Raw genomic sequence first — 16,962 nt, 5'->3', positions numbered from 1 at the left:
TGCTCCGGCTGCAAACGTCCATTTTGACCACATTCCCCGAAAATAACGCCTTTTTGTACCGCTATTTGACGGTGCTGCCGCAAAACCGGATAAATAGGGGTATTTTTTTACCACTATCATCCGAGATGCGCCCTTCCTACTCAGCCAAACCCAGCTTGCGGAAAATCGTATCCACATGCTTCAAATGCCAAGCCGGGTTAAACGCGTCGTCGATCTCTTCCTTGCTCAGCACGGCGGTAATTTCCGGCGTCTCTTCGATGATGTCGCGGAACTGCCGCTGCGTTTCCCAAGCCTGCATCGCCCGCGGCTGCACCGTGTCGTACGCCTGCTCGCGGCTGAAGCCTTTGTCGATCAGCTTCGTCATGACGCGGCCGGAGAACGGCACGCCAAACGTGCGGCCCATGTTGCGCTTCATATTTTCCGGGAACACCGTCAAGTTTTTCACGATATTTCCGAAGCGGTTCAACATGTAGTTCAGCAGCATCGTCGCGTCGGGCAAAATCACCCGCTCCACCGAAGAATGCGAAATATCGCGTTCATGCCACAGGGTCACGTTTTCGTAGGCCGACACCATGTGCCCGCGGATCACGCGCGACAGGCCGGAAATGTTCTCGCAGCCGATCGGATTGCGCTTGTGCGGCATCGCCGACGAGCCTTTTTGCCCTTTGGCGAAAGCTTCCTCCACCTCGCGGAATTCGCTTTTTTGCAGGGCGCGGATTTCCGTGGCGAATTTGTCGAGCGACGTGGCGATCAGCGCCAGCGTGGCCATATACTCGGCGTGGCGGTCGCGCTGCAGCGTTTGCGTGGAGACCGGCGCGGCCGTTGTGCCCAGCTTCTCGCACACAAACTGCTCCACGAACGGATCGATGTTCGCGTACGTACCTACCGCACCGGAGATTTTGCCGAACTGCACTCCGTCCGCGGCCCGGCGGAAGCGCTCCAGATTCCGCTTCATCTCTTCATGCCAGAGCGCCATCTTCAGCCCGAACGTCGTCGGCTCGGCATGCACGCCATGCGTCCGGCCCATCATCGGCGTGTCTTTGTAGGCGAGCGCTTTTTCCCGCAAAATATCGATAAAGTTCAAAATATCCCGCTCAAGAATTTCGTTGGCCTGCTTCAGCAAATACCCCAGCGCCGTGTCCACCACGTCCGTCGAAGTGAGGCCATAGTGCACCCATTTCCGTTCCGGGCCCAAGCTTTCCGAAACCGCCCGGGTAAAGGCGATCACGTCATGGCGCGTCTCCTGCTCGATTTCGTAGATCCGGTCGATGTCGAACGAGGCGTTTTGGCGCAGCAAAGCCACGTCCTCCTTCGGGATGACGCCCAGCTCGGCCCAAGCCTCGCAGGCGCACAGCTCGACTTCCAGCCAAGCCTTGAATTTGTTTTCCTCCGTCCAGATCGCTCTCATTTCCGGTCTGCTGTAGCGTTCGATCATTAGCGTTCATTCCTCCAAATGTTGGTTTGCTCTATCCAACGGAGTCCGTCCTCCACATCCCGGCAGAGCAGATTGATATGCCCCATTTTCCGCTTCGGCGCGGCTCCGTTCTTTCCATATAAGTGTACTTTGGGAATGACCGGGAATCCAGCTTGCCGTCCGGCCGTTTTCCCTTCCTCCGGGGCGGAGCCCAGCAGAGGCCGCCCGGCCGGCAAACCGCCTTCCCGCGCCGCCGGTTCCTTCCCGCTTCCGCCGTCCGGCCAAGCGCCTTGCACCATCGCCTCGCGCACGGCCTCCAAATGCTCGCCGAGCACGTTCACCATCACAACCGGCGAGAGCAATTCCGCTTTGCCGAGCGGCAAATTGCAGATGGCCCGGACGTGCTGCTCGAACTGCGAGGTCGTGCAGGCCTCCATCGTGTAATGGCCGGAATTGTGCGGCCGCGGCGCCAACTCGTTGACGAACAACTCGCCGCCCGCGGTCAAAAACATCTCCACGGCCAGCAGCCCCACCGCTTCCATGCCTTCCGCGATGCGCGCGGCCAGCCTTTCGGCCTCCCGCTGCACCCGTTCTTCCACGCGGGCCGGCACGATCGATAGATGCAAAATATTATCGACATGGATATTTTCCGCCACCGGGAACGTTTGAATTTCCCCGTGCGGACTGCGCGCCGCGATCACCGACAGCTCCTTCACAAACGGGATGAATTGCTCCAGCACAAGCTCGGTGCCGGCCTTACTCAGCTCGGCGTAGGCCGGGGCGATTTCCGCTTCCGAGCGGATCACCCATTGCCCTTTGCCGTCATAACCGCCGGTCGCGGTCTTCAGCACGGCCGGAAGGCCGAGGCGCTTAACCGCCGCCCGCAGGTCCTCTTCGCTGCCGATCTCCGCATACGGAGCCACTTTCACGCCCGCCGCCTCGACCGCGCGCTTTTCGCGCAGCCGGTGCTGGGTCGTGTACAGCAGCTTGCTTCCCTGCGGCACGTACGACAGCTCCTCAAGCAGCGCGGCCACGCCCGCGTCCACGTTCTCGAACTCGTACGTGATTACGTCCGAGCGCTCGGCCAGCCGGCGGGCGGCCTCTTGGTCGTCGTAGCCGGCGACGATTTGCCCGGCCACCTGGCCGCACGGCGCATCCGGCGTCGGATCCAGCGTCACGAAGCGGTAGCCGAGATTGCTGCCGGCCAGCGCCATCATCCGCCCGAGCTGCCCGCCGCCGAGCACGCCGATCGTCGCGCCCGGAGCGATCACCTTCGCTTCGTTACTCATTCCGCCGCCTCCAATTCCGCGCCGCTCGCCAGCACCTCTTCGCGAATCCGGTCGCGGCGCTCCTGCACACGGCGCATCAGTTCGGGATCGAACGCGCCGAGGATCTGCGCGGCCAGCAGCCCGGCGTTGATCGCGCCGGCTTTGCCGATCGCCACCGTCCCGACCGGAATGCCGCCCGGCATCTGCACGATCGACAGCAGCGAATCGAGGCCGTTCAACGCGGCCGACTTCACCGGCACGCCGATGACCGGCAGCGCCGTTTTCGCCGCCACCATGCCCGGCAAATGGGCGGCGCCCCCGGCGCCGGCGATGATCACCTTAAGCCCGCGCCCCGCGGCCTGCTCGGCAAACTCGAACATCAAGTCCGGGGTACGGTGCGCGGAGACGATTTTTTTCTCGTACGGAATTTGCAACTCCTCCAATACGCCGCAAGCATGGGCCATCGTTTCCCAATCCGATTTGCTGCCCATAATCACTGCAACCTGTGCTGTCATCCCTCATCCCACTTTCTATCATTATTATATGGTTCCAAAAAGGCCGGATACTTAAAAAGGTCCGCACCTCTGAAAATAACGAAGTATTTTCCAGAAATTCGCGGACCATGAGAGAATACGGCGGACTAAGCCGGAAGGTAAGGTGTCTGTCGGTTGCCGTTTAAGGGCCAACCACCCTGGCGGCCGGCGGCTCGCTCAGGGCGCCGGCCGCTCCCAGGATCGGGCTGAACAAAAGCCCGCCCGGGGAACGGGAGAGCCCGGTGCATAAGCCCAGGCTCTTGAGAAAAACGTCTATCGACGTCCATTCTGAGGAGACAGACCGCGACTAACGGAAGTTTTCTTCCGATACCAGGATATTATTCCGCTAAGTTTTAGCGCTCCGATATCTAAAAAAGCTTTCCGTGCTTAAGCCGCCTTACCTTCATCACGTATTCGCTCGTAGTCCGAAAATTTACGGTTCTCGGGTAGAAACTTCCGGGCCCTATCCCCGGTATTATACGAGTTTAAGAGGTAACCCTCACTTTATTATGTTCGGCGGAGAACCGCCTTTGCTCTACTAGTTTACCAATGGCGGACACGACATGTCAACTCAAACCCGAACATTAATGGAATGTAAAATCCGAATGTTCGTTTTTGGAATGTCTCTCCTCTAATCCCTGTACCTTATCACCCGAGCCCTGTTGTCACGATACGGCCTGCGAAATTCCACCAAGTGCAAAAGTACAGGCGATTTCCGTTCAATTCCGCCAATACCGCCTGATCGAGTGTAAAAGTGCATTTGCAAGATGATATATAATCTTATTCCGCGGCAGCGCCTGTTGAATAAGCACAAAAAACGGCGTTATTCCAGCGACATCCATTCATTTAAGAGAAATAAAGGAAATTTATGTCGCTATTTTCTCGAAGTGTAATGAAATTCCTGCGTTCTGAACCATTCAGAGGAAAATAAGTACATAAAATTCCGCTAATGGGATGAACATGCTGGTGCGCCGGATAATAAGCACATAAATTACCGCTATTTTACACTAGCATTGCATTAAATCTGACAAGATACATTTTCTAGCCGCACCAATATTCTAACGGTTGCCACAAGCGTTATTTGTTCCAAAAACGTTGATTTCAAATTGTAACGGATGCCGTAGCGCTTATTTCACTGAAATCCGGCTTAGTTTGCTTAGATTCAGGCAAATAACGGCGATCACAACCGTTGCTAGAGTTTTGAAAAAGGCTTTGTTCGCAAATTAGCCGCTGCTGCAACCGTTAGATTTCCGGCGGGCGCACTATCGGCTTGAAAACATGATCACTTCCCCAGAAAATCCGGATCCCAGGTAATCTGAATCCCAGAAAATCTGGCATGTAAGGGCTGCCAGTTGTCTAGATTGAAAGTTAATGCAACGCTAGTGGCTATTTTATGCAATTGCTGCTTTAGACGGCAAGTACTACTGTTTTACGGCAATTTCCCCTATTTTAAAGCCGACGCTATCACCACCCGGTCGTTCCATCAACATTAAAAAAGCTGCAAAAGCAGCGGCGAACTCTATCCGTTCATCTGCTCCTGCAGCTCGATATACAGCACTTGCAAAAACTTTTTGATGTTGACCTTCACCTTACCACCGCCGCCGCTGGTCTCCCGGCCCTCTTCGATTTCCTTCATCTTCAGCCGCACGTCTTCGAAATCGAAATATAGCGGGGCGTAGTACTCAAACCGGGGGTTGCCGTAGTCGGTCAAACCGAGCGAAGCCAGATTGGTCAGCCCCGCCGCCAGCGCGCGGCGCAGCCGCTGCTCGATCGCTTTGACCTCCTTGGCGATCTCCTCCGGCTTCGCCTTGTACGTTGCCGCCGCCTGGCGGTACAGCTCCTTCAGCGGCGGCATGTTTGCGCCGGCTCCGCGTTCGATCAGCAGCTCCATGATCGCGATCATGTCGCGGCTGCCGCTTTCCCCGATCAGCCCCATATTCATCAGGATCGGCTGGATCGCTTCGCGTACGGCCCGTTTCCCGGCCGTAACGTGGGGCGCGGGGCGAAGCCCTTCCAGCTTTTTCAGGCTGGAGCGGATTTCCTCCAAATAATGCCCCATGGCGTAACGTTCGTTCACTTTTCGCAGCACGGTTTCCACCTCGATCCGGTTGATCGGCTTGCGGATAAAAAACTCGATGCCGCTCCGGTACGCCCGCCCGACCATATCCTGATTCTCTATCTGCGAGATCATCACGAATTTGGCGCTGCAGCCCTGGGCGCGCAGTGAATCGATCGCCTCGATGCCGTCCTGATCGGGCATCAAAAGATCCATCAGCACGATGTCCGGGGCCTCGCTCAAGATTTGTCGCACACCTTCCTGCCCGCTGCCTGCCGTTCCCGCCACTTCGCCGAGCCCGCCGTCTTCAATGATATGCTGCAGCATTCTTCTCGCGCTAATATCATCGTCTACGATACAGAAAGAAAGCGCCATGCTTGACCCCTCCCAAAAGTTTTGTGAGCACGCTCCGCAAGTCTAATTCGCAAACTAACAAAACTTACATCGGAAGCGCAGGCTTACGCAGCTTTTCCGTCGGAATGCGGACCTGAAACATCGCGCCCCCCAAAACGGAAGATGCTCCGACCTCAACCTCCCCCGCAAACATGCTTACGATATCGCGCACATGGGACAGCCCGATGCCCGTGGCCGCCACACCCTCCTGGTCAAACTTGGTCGTAAAACCCGGCTCGAACAGCAAATCGCGGTCGCGCTCCGCCACGCCGCCGCCGCTGTCGGCTACGATAAACACCGTATAACTCCCATGCTCGCCCACTTCCAAATGGATCATGCCATTCTCCCCGATCGCCTCCACCGCGTTGGCGGTCAAATTGTTCATCAGCGTCAGCAGCGGAACGTAGCTTGCGGTCACATAATCGGTGCGGATATCGTACGAAAAAGAAATCGTTTTGCCCAACATTTCGGCATACTTGCCGTTGCTTTTCAGCGTAAAATGAACGAGCGCGGACAGCGGCATATCCCCCGGCGCTTCCCGGTCGGTCAGCTTGACCAACCCGGCCAAAATCCGCTGCGAATCCTTTTTGACCTCATGGATCTGCTGCGTGATGCGCAGCACCTGCTGCCTGTGCTCCTGCCGCCCCTCCTCGCTCAAGCGCCGGTACAGCTCGTAACTGCTCAGGGTAACGTCCTCCAGCGTGCCGATCGATTTTTTCAGGTAAAAAACTTCCCCATACAACCCCGAACTGAAGGCGAGCATCTGCTCGATCCGGCGGTTTTGCTCCTTCTGGATGATCCGCATCCGGCTGACCGCGATGCTGCTGTAGATGCCCGTCACGAAATACGTTCTCAGCATGGCGATCGCCATCAGAAACGTCCACTCGTTCAGCTTGAACGCGGCCGTGCCCGTGACCAGCAGCCGGGTCAGCAGCTCCGCTTCATTGGACAGCAGATCGATAACCGCCGTCACCGCGCCCAGCATCAGCGGGTAAAGCCGATCCACCCTCGCCCTGATGAACTGCATTCCGCAGGCAAACACAATGTAATAGACGCCCGCCGAGCAATGCCGGCCCAGACTGTCCAACGCCGTCCATCCGCCGGCCATCACTTGGTCCAATCCCGTCCGGAACAGCAGCACGACAGCGCCGGTAACGACGCCGGTCCATACGTAAGGCAGCTTCCTCATCAGCAGCAAAAACAGCAGAAAAGCGCTGCTGCCCAGCCCGATCCTGAAAATATCGCCGTCAAACGGGTTGATTTTCAGTTCCCCGGCCACCGCCGTCCCAACCGCAACAAGGCCGATCTGTACGTATTTTGATTTGAAAAGAGCCGTCCCCATGCCCCTCTCACCTGGCTCCCGCAAATAGATATTGCCCATTATACTACCATATTTCGGGGACGGCGCCTATACCTTCCATGCCACGCCGTGTAAGGGTTAAGTTTATGCGTGCCGGGCCTCCAACCGTCTGGAAACGAGGGACAGCAAAAAGTTGACCGTAAAATAAATCAGCGCGACCAGCAGCAGGATCGGGATCGTATAGGCGTAGCCGTGCCCGATCACGATGCCGGCGTTGTGCATCAGCTCCGGCAGGGAGATGACGACCGCGAGCGACGTGTCTTTCAGCAACGAAATGAACTGGCTGACGAGCGGCGGAACCATGCGCCGCAAGCCCTGCGGCAGCACGATGTGCCACAGCGTCTGCAGCGAGCTTAAGCCCGACGAGCGGGCCGCTTCGATTTGCCCTTTATCGATCGAGGCCAGCCCCCCGCGCACGATCTCGGCGATCATCGCCGCTTCGAAGATCGTCAGCCCCGTGATCGTGGCGCTTACCAGCCCCAGCTTGATGCCGATCTCCGGCAGGGCGAACCGCATAAAAAAGATGATCAACAGCAGCGGCAAATTGCGGATCAGCTCCACGGCGACCAGCAAAACCGGCGACAGCACCGGCAGCCGCATATAACGAATGACGCCGACGATGCAGCCGAACAGGAAGCTGAGCGCAATTGAAGCCACCGCCACCAGCAGCGTAAAATACAATCCTTCCAGCAAAAATTGCAGATTCTCCGCGGAATACGCCCCGGCAAAGTCCATCCGGACCCCCTCCTTTCAGCCGCCAATCCCTAATATTTGCGCTCCAGCTTGCGCTCCCACACCCGCACCCCGTAGCTGAGCGGCAAGGTGAGCGCCAAATAAAACAAAGCCACAAAAACATAGGTATCAAACGTTTGGAACGTATCGGTATTGACGATGTCGGCGAAATACATCAGATCCAGGCCGGCGACGATCGTCAGGACGGACGAGTTTTTGATCAGGTTGATAAACTGATTGCCCAGCGGCGGGATGACCAGCCGGATCGCCTGCGGCAGTACGATGTGGACCATCGTCTGCGCGTAGCTGAGCCCCGAAGAACGGGCCGCCTCCGTCTGCCCCCGCGGGATCGACATAATGCCGGCGCGGATGGCCTCGGCAATGAAGGACGAGGTGTAAACCGCCAGCCCGATCGTCCCGGCGGTAAAACCGTCCAGCGGCAATCCCAACGCAGCCGGACCGTAATAAAAAATATATACGACAAGCAGCAGCGGAATATTGCGGATAAATTCGACGTACCCCGTACCAAACCAGCGCAGCGCGCGAATGGACCCGATCCGGAATACGGCGATCAGCGTCCCCAGCGCAAAACTTCCGACGAGCGCAAGCAAGCTGGAAACGACCGTCCCGCGAAATCCTTCCATAAAGGTGCCGAAATAGTCGGTTAAAATTGAAAAGTCCATGCCCGAATCACCTTCCCCTGACCGGCAAAAACGCTCTCAACTCACAGCGCCCCGGCGCAACGTTGACAGCCGCAGCCCGCATACAGCATACCGCATTATTGCGACGGCTTTTTGCCGATCCATTTTTCGTACAGCTTGTCGTATTCCCCGCTCTCATGCAGCTCCTTCAGCGTATCGTTGACGGCCTGCACGATATCGGCGTTGCCTTTCTGCACCGCGATGCCGTAAGGTTCGTCGGTGAACGGCTCGCCGACCACCTCGTAATTGGCATCCTGGGCGGCCATGCCGTACAGGATGGAGTCGTCCGTCGTCAACGTGTCGCCTTGGCCGGCTTTAAGCGCGTTGAACGCGTCCTGATAGTTGTCGAACTCCAGCACTTTGACGCCCGGTACTTTGTCCCGGATATTTTTTACCGAGGTGGAGCCTTTCGTGCCCAGCACGGTCGTAGCGGCCGTGACGTCCTCGATCCCCTTGATCGGGCTTCCTTTCTTCACCAGCAGCGATTGGCCGGCCTGGAAGTATACGTCGGAGAAATCGACCTCCTTCTTGCGTTCCTCCGTAATCGTCATCGTCGCGACGATCATATCGATCTCGCCGTTGTTCAGCATCGGAATCCGCGTCTTGGAGGTCACCTCCTTCAGCTCGAGCGCATTTTCATCGCCGAGGATATGTTTGGCGATCTCCTTGGACATATCGATGTCGAAGCCCTCGACATTGCCGGTGGCCGGGTCCTTCAAGCCGAACAGCTTGGTATCGAACTTCACGCCGACCACAAGCTTTCCGCGCTCCTTGATTTTGTCCAGCGCCCCGGAGCCGCCCTCCGTCGCCGCGGCATTGCCGCCGTTGCCTCCAGTGCCGGCGGTTGCGCCGCCCCCGCTCGCGTTATTGCCGCCGCAGCCCGCGAGCACGAACAAAGCGCATACGATCGCGATCCCGGCCAATTTCCATCTCTTCTTTTTTGCCATTGTAATAACCCCCTCGTTTTTAATGACTTAACAAACGACTAAGAAACGTTCGCGTCCGCTCTTCGCGCGGATTGGAAAAAAACTGCTCAGGCTGGGCCTCCTCCAGGATTTGCCCTTGATCCATAAAAATAATCCGGTCCGCGACTTCCCGGGCGAATCCCATTTCGTGCGTAACCACCACCATCGTCATCCCTTCGCGGGCCAGCGCGCGCATCACGTCCAGCACCTCCCCGACCATCTCGGGGTCGAGCGCCGACGTCGGCTCGTCGAACAGCATGATTTTCGGCTTCATCGCCAGCCCCCGCGCGATGGCGACCCGCTGCTGCTGCCCGCCCGACAGCTGGGACGGATAGGCGTACGCCTTATCGGCGATGCCGACCTTTTCCAAATAAAACATCGCCGTTTGCTCGGCTTCGGCCTTGGAGTTGCGCAGCACCTTGATCGGAGCCAGCGTAATGTTGTCGATTACTTTTTTGTGCGGATACAGGTTGAAATGCTGAAAAACCATGCCGATATCGCGCCGGACCTTGTTGATGTCCGTTTTACGGTCGTTCACCGGCACGCCGTTCACCGTCAGTTCGCCGCTCGTGATCGTTTCCAGCCGGTTGATGCAGCGCAGCATCGTGCTTTTGCCGGAGCCGGACGGGCCGACGACAACTACGACTTCGCCCTCCTGAACATGGAGATTAATCCCCTTCAGAACATGGAAACTCCCGTAATGTTTATCCACCTCGTGAAACTGGATCAATCGCAGCCCTCCTTTGTTGTGCAGATCGTTATTACGACACTGCGCGGGTTCTATGTAAGTAATCGTAACATTTGACTTCAACCTTACTTTAGAGACTATAAAAAACTACATGATCCTACGAAAAATGAATTTAGCGGCTTAAAATTAATTTTATTAAAGCGTTTTCTTGGTAACTTGTCTCCCCCGCTTATTGGACAGGCGTCACATTACCTCACACCGACTTTCCGGCCCTCCCGAGTAAAAATCCGCACAAAAAAGAAGGCCGCCCGCCAGGTCATTCATCGACCCAAAGGACTGCCTTCTTGCCTATTGTTTATCCGCTTATTTTACGACCAGCACCGGGATTTGCGCATGCTGGACGACGTTATGGCTGACGCTGCCGAGCACAAACTCGCGAATGCCGCCCAGCCCGCGGCTGCCGATGACGATCAGATCGGCTCCGTTTTTGCCCGCGTATTCGAGGATCGTCTCCGCCGCCGGGCCTTGCACGAGCTCCATCTTAGCGCTCAACCCGGCTTCTTTTATCCGCTTTTCCGCCTCATCCGCCGTTTTCGACGCCAGATTGAAATAATCCTGATTCATCGAAGCCGGAACCGGCGCAAATCCCTCGGCCACGTAAAACCGCGGGAAATCGTAAACATGGAGCACCACAAGCTCCGTATCCGCCGACAGCTTGACCAATTCGATCGCCTTGTCCAACGCTTTGTTCGCCGCCTTCGACCCGTCATACGCAGCAACGATTTTGTTAAACAACATGCGTGACACCTCTCTTTTGTTATAATGTGAGTTCAAAAAGTCAGGTTTTCAGCACCGAGAAACCACCTCTTATATTAGGAAATACCCGTAGAGTACGGCGTTAAGCAGAAGCAGCAGCGGAACGCCGATCCGAAAGCTGAGATGCTTCGTCTTGTGCCGCTTGGCATTCATCGCCAGCAGCACGCCGAGCGCCCCTCCGATCGCGGCCAGCAGAAACAAGGTTTTCTCGGGAATCCGTTCCCGCCTCTGCTTCGCGCGCTTTTTATCGTCGGACATCACCAAGTAGGCCACAACATTGATAAACAAAAACCAAAACAGCAAAACCGCTCGCGTATGCGCCGCCTCCCTCCTATTTTCCCCGCCGCTTGAGAACATTTGTCTTAAGTCCATTATAACTTTATAGCCCGTATAAGCAAAAACACTTTTGGACAAGACATACACTCAAAGCTGACAGAGCTCGTATAGGAGCGGAAGCGCTTGGCCGCTTTTACAATCCGGCATCATGCGCCTTCAAAATAGCGGCCATTTATGTACTTATACCCGGAGCGTTGGCATGTTCATCTCCAGTAGCGACATTTTTTGTACTTATTTTCCTAGGAAGGGTTCAGCCGCGGGCATTTTCTGGCGACTTGGGAAAATAGCGGCATAAAATGCCTCTATTTCTCTCAACTTGACGGATATCGCCGGAATAACGGCCTTTTTTGTCCTTATGTTTCCTTATGTTTTTCGGTGGTATTTTATAGGGCGCAGGCAGCCTCGTTTTTGTAACCGGGTGAAGCGGCTATCAATATCCGGAATTGGCATTGGATCAAAGGAGAAAGTTTTCCCGGTTTTCGAGGCGACTTCATGGAGTGATCCGGCGGCAGTTGTAGAAAAGTAATGGCCGCACCCGAGCGTACCTGCTTCCGGCTCCAGCTTTCCCCCCCATTGTTGAATGGAATAGTATAGTTGCAAAAAGTACAGTTACTCACCCGGAAATGCTGCCGCAGCGCTTGGATAAGTGTAAAACCTGCAATTACTCCGCCATCTTTCGAAGAATAAGGCTAATAACGAGGAAATAAATATACGAAATGCAATTAAACGAATGATTGGGCAAGTGGATGCAAGGTTAGTTGCAGGTTTTCAGACTGTGACTCCTGGAGCTAGATTCGCTATCCGGAGGCTTTTCACGATTATCCCGTTTGACCAGGTGACTTGGCTTCCTGAACCATAGGGATGATCGTGCAAAGTGGTTTGGAGAGACAACACCATCTATGTCATCATTTATTTTGTCAAGCACTGATTTTGGTCTTGAGCCCGAATTTTGTGTTCAAATTTTAAAAAATGGACTTTCTCAACAGTCTGAGGTTTTGCAATTAATGGCCGGCGCCAAGCCGGTAATCTTTAAAAAAAAAGCTCCCCGTCAAGGGAGCCGCCATCGTTTCAATCAAGTTTCGTTTTTTGCAATTTCGTTCAGATTAGGGGGATAATCCGCCTGTTTTTTCGGCTTGGCGGCGACGGTCTTCTCCAAAATGCTCGATTTGTTCTGCCGGTTTTCAGTATCCCGCGCTTTATGATGCGGCACCCTCATCACCTCCAGTACGTAGCGTCCCGTAGAGGCGGCCGTTTTATGCGGCAATCCTTACGAATTGTTCTTTTTCTCCATCGCCGCCTTCAGCAGTTCGCCCAAATTGGAACCGATCGATTCCGGTTTGGAGTATTGCTTGACGAGCTTCTGCTGTTCGCGTTTGTTCATGTGCTTGTTGTCCTTGCCTTTGCCCAGCACCTCGGTAATGCCGCAAGACAGGCACTGCACGTACATCCCGGCTTTGCCTTCTTTCAGCTCCATCTTCTTGTGGCACTGCGGACAGCGGCGGTTTGAAAGCCGCTTTTCCCCGGACCGGCGGTAGCCGCAGTCCTCGGCCGGACACACGAGCAGCAAGCCGCGTTTGGTTTTTTTCTCCAGCAGCCTCGTTCCGCAATCGGGGCAATGACTGTTTGACACATTATGCGGCTTGTAGGTCGCACCGCTGTTCTTCACGCCTTGCACAAGCCCCACCGCCATCTCCCGAATGCCTTGCAGGAACGGTTCCGGCTTGCCTTTGCCGCGGGCGATGCGTTCCAGCTCCGCCTCCCAGCGGGCGGTTAACTCCGGCGTGCGCAGGTCCGAAGGCGCCAGCTCGATCAGCTGCTTGCCTTTGCCGGTCGGGTGCAGGAAATTGCCCTGCCGCTCGATCGTGTCGGAGCTGACCAGCTTTTCGATGATATCGGCCCGCGTCGCCGGCGTTCCCAGGCCATGCTTCTCCATTTGCGTCAGCAGGGCCGCTTCGGTGTAGCGCTTCGGCGGCTGGGTCCGGCCGGGCGTAACCCGGCAGCGTGCTACCGTTACCGTCTCGCCCTGGCTCAGCTCCGGCAGCGCGGCGCCGCTCTCCTCTTCGCGGTCGTCTTCGTCCTCGTCGATGGCTTCGCCGTCATATACGGCCCGCCAGCCGCTGTCTTTGATCGTTGTCCCCTTCGCGTGAAGCGTCTCCCCGCCTACCTCCACCGTTACGCTGACCTGGTCGAAGCGGGCCGGCGGATAAAACAAGCTGATGAACCGCCGCACGATCAAATCGTAAAGCTTCCGTTCCTCTGCGTTCAGCGCGTTCAGCAGCACGGTCTGTTCGGTCGGGATAATGGCATGGTGGTCGGTGACCTTGCTGTCGTCGACGATGCGCTTGCCAAGCGGCAAAGCCTTGCGAAGAAGCGGGCGGGCCAGCGGCGCGTAAGGGCCGACGGCGACGCTGGTCAGCCGCTCCTTCAGCGTATCCGCCATATCCGCGGTCAAATACCGCGAATCGGTCCGCGGATACGTAACCAGCTTGTGCTGCTCATACAGGCGCTGCAGCACGTTCGACGTCTGCTTCGCCGAGAAGCCGAGCAGCCGGTTGGCGTCCCGCTGCAGCTCGGTTAAGTCATAGGCCAGCGGATGCGGCACCGCTTTTTCGTTTTTTACGAGCTTGACGATTTTACCGGTCCGCCCTTCAAGCTTGCTTTTCAAGGAAGTCAGCTGATCCGCAGCGAAAATACGCGAATCCCCGCCCGCTCCACGCCACACCGCTTCAAACTTGCCGAAATCGGCGTGCAGGACGCTGTACTCCTCCGAGCGGAAGCGGGTGATTTCGTTTTCCCGCTGCATGATCATCCCGAGCGTCGGCGTTTGCACGCGTCCAGCGGACAGCGGGGCACCGAATTTGCAGGTCAGGGCCCGCGTCACGTTCAGCCCTACCATCCAGTCGGCTTCGGCCCGGCAGCGCGCCGATTGGTACAACCGCTCGTATTCGCTGCCCGGCTTAAGCGAAGCAAAACCTTCCTTGATCGCCTTATCCGTCTGCGAGGAGATCCACAGCCGCTTAAACGGCTTGTTCCACTTCACCATATCCATAATCCAGCGGGCCAGCAGTTCGCCTTCCCGAGCCGCATCGGTCGCCACAACCAGCTCGCCGACATCCTGACGGCGCATGAGCTGCTGCACCGCCTTAAACTGGTGGCTGCTTTCCCGCAGCACCTTCAGCTTCATTTTGCCCGGCAGGATCGGCAAATCCTCCAAGGACCAAGTCCCGTATTTCCCGTCGTAATCCTCCGGTTCGGCCAAACCGACCAAATGGCCCAGCGCCCAGGTCACCACGTATTTCGGTCCTTCAAAATGGCTCTTATGCTTATCGCGGCTGCCGATCACCCGGGCGATTTCCCGCGCGACCGACGGTTTTTCCGCCAATACCAACGTTTTCATGAGTTCTTAAGAAACACTCCTTTCCTCGCTACATTATACCATTTGCTAATTTCCCCGGCACAAAGCGCATAGCCTGAAGCAAACGGCCCGGGCCGGCCGGACCGCCGAGTTGACGGGACATTGCGGAAGCCGGCGCCTTCCCTAACCTCGCGCCCTGCGGCTAAAACCTCTCCCTTTCGTCAGGCCGCTCAGGAATTCGTGGGCCCGACAAATGCACCGAACCTGGAATCGAACCGGGTCGGCATAAACTCCAGGACCTCATAGACAGCGACCTTCTCCTTATAAAAAGGATCGCCCTCGATGATGGCTTCGATTTCCTCACGGGATCCCGCATTGGCTAAAATTACTCCGCCATCTCTCGGTACTCGTCTTCCGGAAACGATGAATACCCCTTTTTCATATTGCCGCTCCAGATAAGCCGCATGTTCCGGCAGCAAAGAATCCACCGTTTCAAGCGGCTTCGTGTATGTAAGAATGATGACAAACATCTCATTTCCCCCTATTGTTTCTTTTCCAGTTCAATAATTTAAAAACTTCCCCTAATCCAAAATGAGTTCGAAGAAACACTCCTTTCCTCGCTACATTATAACATTCGCCCAGCATCCGCGATACCAAGGGGCGGTCCGGCAAGCTTGCGAGTCCGTCTCCGGACATAAAACGCCAGTTGAAATCCCTCTTTTTTTTACTCTTGGTTCCACTGTTCGCCCCAACGCCCCATTTCGTGAAAAACAGCCCGGAAAGATTGGCCTTTTTCCGTTAATGAATACTCGACCGTAACAGGTACCGTGAACACCACCTGGCGCTGTATGATTCCATGGGACTCCAAATGCTTCAAAGTGTCGGACAAGGCCTTTGCATTGACATTCCCGAGGCTGCGTTTTAACTGGTTAAACCGTTTCTTGCCATGGACAAGTTCGGCCAGCACCGGTAAAGACCATTTGCCGGAAAGAATCTTCAACACACCGTCAATCAAGGATGAACAAGCTTCCGTTGAATTCGTTGCAGACACTTCGATCACCGCTTTCTGAAAATGTATCGCTTCCTGAAATGGATTGTTCGCCAATTATAGCATTTTATCAAGGTAAAAAAAGTGAGCAGGTTTAAACTTTGATACTTAGTAGAAAAAAATTGCCTTCTTGTGGCTCCAGGCTGCAATTGTTACGCTTGAAACGAGCCTTATTTACAATACGAGGAGGATTGCACGATGAAAGAGCGTTACGTACCGCTGTTTGAGCCGTTTACCCTTAAAAACGGCCTCCGTATAAAAAATAGAGTTGTCATGCCTCCCATGGCGCATTCCGGTTCCCTTCCCGGCGGATTTATCTCGGATGAAGAATTGAGCTATTACGCTCGCCGGGTGAAGGACGTCGGAATGGCGATCACGTCGGCAACCACCGTCCTTGCGGGTGCCGGCTATCCCGGCATGCCGGGAGCCGAGTCCGATGAACATATTCCCGGGCTGCAGCGGCTTGCGCAGACTCTCAAAGCCGATGGAGCCAAGGCGATTCTGCAGCTTTTTCACATCGGGGCGAGAGGGAGCAGAAATACGGTAAGCGCCAGCGCAGTAGCGCCTGACGCTCCGGGCGCGCCGGTTCCGCGGGAATTATCCGAGGAGGAGATCCATGCCATTATAAAAGCATTCGGAGACGCCGCAAGACGGGCCATTGCCGCCGGTTTTGACGGGGTCGAAATTATGGGCGCCAACGGTTATCTGATTCATCAGTTTTTCTCGCCTTATTATAACCGGCGAAACGATAAATGGGGCGGGACCTTGGAGAAACGCATGTCCTTTCCGCTCGCGATCATTAAAGAGGTTACACGCATCGCGAGAACCTATGGGGATCCGTCATTTGTCGTCGGCTACAAGTTCTCTCCCGAAGAGCGGGAGACGCCCGGAATTACCATGGCGGATACCATGAAGTTCGTGGATGTGCTGGCGGATCAGGATTTGGATTATTTGAACGTATCTTTGGTCCGGTTCTGGTCTGTTCCCCGCAGAGGAACGGAAGACAAGCGGCCAAGAATAGAAATCATCAAATCGATAACCGGCGACCGCATACCGCTATTGGGGGCAGGGGAGCTGCGAACCCCGGAAGACGCCGCCGCCGCTCGGCAAACCGGGGTAGAATTCATCGGCATAGGCCGCGCCCTCTTAATGGATCCCGACTGGCTGGAAAAAGCAAGGCTCGGCAAGGAAGAGGAAATCCGGACGGAGCTGTCCCGGCATGACCAAGAGAAACTCAAGATTCCGGGAGGCTTATGGAGCCAGATAACCCGATACATTGATTTTATAGATTGAAATT

The 16,962-nt window shown here is 55.7% G+C and carries 16 protein-coding genes and 1 riboswitch; of the genes, 1 reads left to right on the top strand and 15 read right to left on the bottom strand.

Features of this window, described 5'->3' with window-relative positions; translation table 11 throughout:
- Positions 1-136: 136 nt before the first annotated feature.
- From purB to NYE74_RS28490, 15 genes are all read right to left on the bottom strand, one after another.
- The gene (purB, locus tag NYE74_RS28560; protein ID WP_036625854.1) at positions 137-1,435 is read right to left on the bottom strand and encodes an adenylosuccinate lyase; all 1,299 of its coding nucleotides are present in this window, start codon (positions 1,433-1,435) and stop codon (positions 137-139) included.
- Positions 1,435-2,703 (bottom strand): 5-(carboxyamino)imidazole ribonucleotide synthase, encoded by a 1,269-nt coding sequence (purK, locus tag NYE74_RS28555; RefSeq protein ID WP_036625856.1) that lies wholly within the window; start codon positions 2,701-2,703, stop codon positions 1,435-1,437. The genes purB and purK overlap by 1 nt, the downstream gene beginning before the upstream one ends.
- Positions 2,700-3,197: a 5-(carboxyamino)imidazole ribonucleotide mutase gene (gene purE / locus NYE74_RS28550; protein ID WP_036625858.1), complete on the bottom strand. Its 498-nt coding sequence runs from the start codon at positions 3,195-3,197 to the stop codon at positions 2,700-2,702. Before purE ends, purK begins: the two co-directional genes overlap by 4 nt.
- Positions 3,198-3,616: 419 nt before the next feature.
- Positions 3,617-3,718, bottom strand: a riboswitch (purine riboswitch).
- A 1,016-nt stretch (positions 3,719-4,734) separates the two neighbouring features.
- Entirely contained in the window at positions 4,735-5,646 is a 912-nt protein-coding gene (locus NYE74_RS28545; protein WP_036625861.1) for a response regulator, read from the bottom strand.
- A gap of 64 nt (positions 5,647-5,710) precedes the next feature.
- Complete coding sequence (locus NYE74_RS28540) at positions 5,711-7,006, bottom strand: sensor histidine kinase (RefSeq protein WP_341005380.1); 1,296 nt, start codon at positions 7,004-7,006, stop codon at positions 5,711-5,713.
- A 102-nt stretch (positions 7,007-7,108) separates the two neighbouring features.
- Complete coding sequence (locus tag NYE74_RS28535) at positions 7,109-7,759, bottom strand: amino acid ABC transporter permease (protein ID WP_036625865.1); 651 nt, start codon at positions 7,757-7,759, stop codon at positions 7,109-7,111.
- Positions 7,760-7,788: 29 nt separating this feature from the next.
- On the bottom strand, positions 7,789-8,439 hold the full coding sequence (locus NYE74_RS28530) for an amino acid ABC transporter permease (protein WP_124331928.1): 651 nt from the start codon (positions 8,437-8,439) through the stop codon (positions 7,789-7,791).
- Positions 8,440-8,534: 95 nt separating this feature from the next.
- Entirely contained in the window at positions 8,535-9,404 is an 870-nt protein-coding gene (locus NYE74_RS28525) for a glutamate ABC transporter substrate-binding protein (RefSeq protein ID WP_124331929.1), read from the bottom strand.
- A gap of 19 nt (positions 9,405-9,423) precedes the next feature.
- Entirely contained in the window at positions 9,424-10,152 is a 729-nt protein-coding gene (locus tag NYE74_RS28520) for an amino acid ABC transporter ATP-binding protein (protein ID WP_124331930.1), read from the bottom strand.
- Between the two features lie 321 nt (positions 10,153-10,473).
- Complete coding sequence (locus NYE74_RS28515; protein ID WP_124331931.1) at positions 10,474-10,908, bottom strand: universal stress protein; 435 nt, start codon at positions 10,906-10,908, stop codon at positions 10,474-10,476.
- Between the two features lie 69 nt (positions 10,909-10,977).
- Entirely contained in the window at positions 10,978-11,283 is a 306-nt protein-coding gene (locus NYE74_RS28510; protein ID WP_124331962.1) for a DUF1294 domain-containing protein, read from the bottom strand.
- Between the two features lie 1,051 nt (positions 11,284-12,334).
- Positions 12,335-12,472, bottom strand: coding sequence for a hypothetical protein (locus tag NYE74_RS28505; protein ID WP_164815205.1), 138 nt, complete (start codon positions 12,470-12,472; stop codon positions 12,335-12,337).
- A 57-nt stretch (positions 12,473-12,529) separates the two neighbouring features.
- Entirely contained in the window at positions 12,530-14,659 is a 2,130-nt protein-coding gene (locus NYE74_RS28500) for a DNA topoisomerase III (RefSeq protein ID WP_036625876.1), read from the bottom strand.
- Between the two features lie 188 nt (positions 14,660-14,847).
- Positions 14,848-15,147 (bottom strand): YciI family protein, encoded by a 300-nt coding sequence (locus tag NYE74_RS28495; RefSeq protein ID WP_036625878.1) that lies wholly within the window; start codon positions 15,145-15,147, stop codon positions 14,848-14,850.
- A gap of 194 nt (positions 15,148-15,341) precedes the next feature.
- Positions 15,342-15,668, bottom strand: coding sequence for a winged helix-turn-helix transcriptional regulator (locus NYE74_RS28490; RefSeq protein ID WP_036628767.1), 327 nt, complete (start codon positions 15,666-15,668; stop codon positions 15,342-15,344).
- 195 nt (positions 15,669-15,863) lie between these two features.
- Between NYE74_RS28490 and NYE74_RS28485 the strand changes: the two genes are divergently transcribed.
- Complete coding sequence (locus tag NYE74_RS28485) at positions 15,864-16,958, top strand: NADH-dependent flavin oxidoreductase (protein ID WP_036625881.1); 1,095 nt, start codon at positions 15,864-15,866, stop codon at positions 16,956-16,958.
- Positions 16,959-16,962 lie beyond the last annotated feature (4 nt).

Source organism: Paenibacillus sp. FSL P4-0127 (genome assembly GCF_038007325.1).
Lineage (GTDB): Bacteria > Bacillota > Bacilli > Paenibacillales > Paenibacillaceae > Fontibacillus > Fontibacillus macerans.
Note: the sequence above shows the minus strand (reverse complement) of the source record. Positions and strands in the feature narration are given on the sequence as shown.

What these genes read in the sequence shown, in the direction of transcription:
- purB (WP_036625854.1), bottom strand. Translation starts at nt 1,435, where the DNA reads ATGATCGAACGCTACAGCAGACCGGAAATGAGAGCGATCTGGACGGAG.
- purK (WP_036625856.1), bottom strand. Translation starts at nt 2,703, where the DNA reads ATGAGTAACGAAGCGAAGGTGATCGCTCCGGGCGCGACGATCGGCGTG.
- purE (WP_036625858.1), bottom strand. Translation starts at nt 3,197, where the DNA reads ATGACAGCACAGGTTGCAGTGATTATGGGCAGCAAATCGGATTGGGAA.
- NYE74_RS28545 (WP_036625861.1), bottom strand. Translation starts at nt 5,646, where the DNA reads ATGGCGCTTTCTTTCTGTATCGTAGACGATGATATTAGCGCGAGAAGA.
- NYE74_RS28540 (WP_341005380.1), bottom strand. Translation starts at nt 7,006, where the DNA reads ATGGGGACGGCTCTTTTCAAATCAAAATACGTACAGATCGGCCTTGTT.
- NYE74_RS28535 (WP_036625865.1), bottom strand. Translation starts at nt 7,759, where the DNA reads ATGGACTTTGCCGGGGCGTATTCCGCGGAGAATCTGCAATTTTTGCTG.
- NYE74_RS28530 (WP_124331928.1), bottom strand. Translation starts at nt 8,439, where the DNA reads ATGGACTTTTCAATTTTAACCGACTATTTCGGCACCTTTATGGAAGGA.
- NYE74_RS28525 (WP_124331929.1), bottom strand. Translation starts at nt 9,404, where the DNA reads ATGGCAAAAAAGAAGAGATGGAAATTGGCCGGGATCGCGATCGTATGC.
- NYE74_RS28515 (WP_124331931.1), bottom strand. Translation starts at nt 10,908, where the DNA reads ATGTTGTTTAACAAAATCGTTGCTGCGTATGACGGGTCGAAGGCGGCG.
- NYE74_RS28510 (WP_124331962.1), bottom strand. Translation starts at nt 11,283, where the DNA reads ATGTTCTCAAGCGGCGGGGAAAATAGGAGGGAGGCGGCGCATACGCGA.
- NYE74_RS28500 (WP_036625876.1), bottom strand. Translation starts at nt 14,659, where the DNA reads ATGAAAACGTTGGTATTGGCGGAAAAACCGTCGGTCGCGCGGGAAATC.
- NYE74_RS28495 (WP_036625878.1), bottom strand. Translation starts at nt 15,147, where the DNA reads ATGTTTGTCATCATTCTTACATACACGAAGCCGCTTGAAACGGTGGAT.
- NYE74_RS28485 (WP_036625881.1), top strand. Translation starts at nt 15,864, where the DNA reads ATGAAAGAGCGTTACGTACCGCTGTTTGAGCCGTTTACCCTTAAAAAC.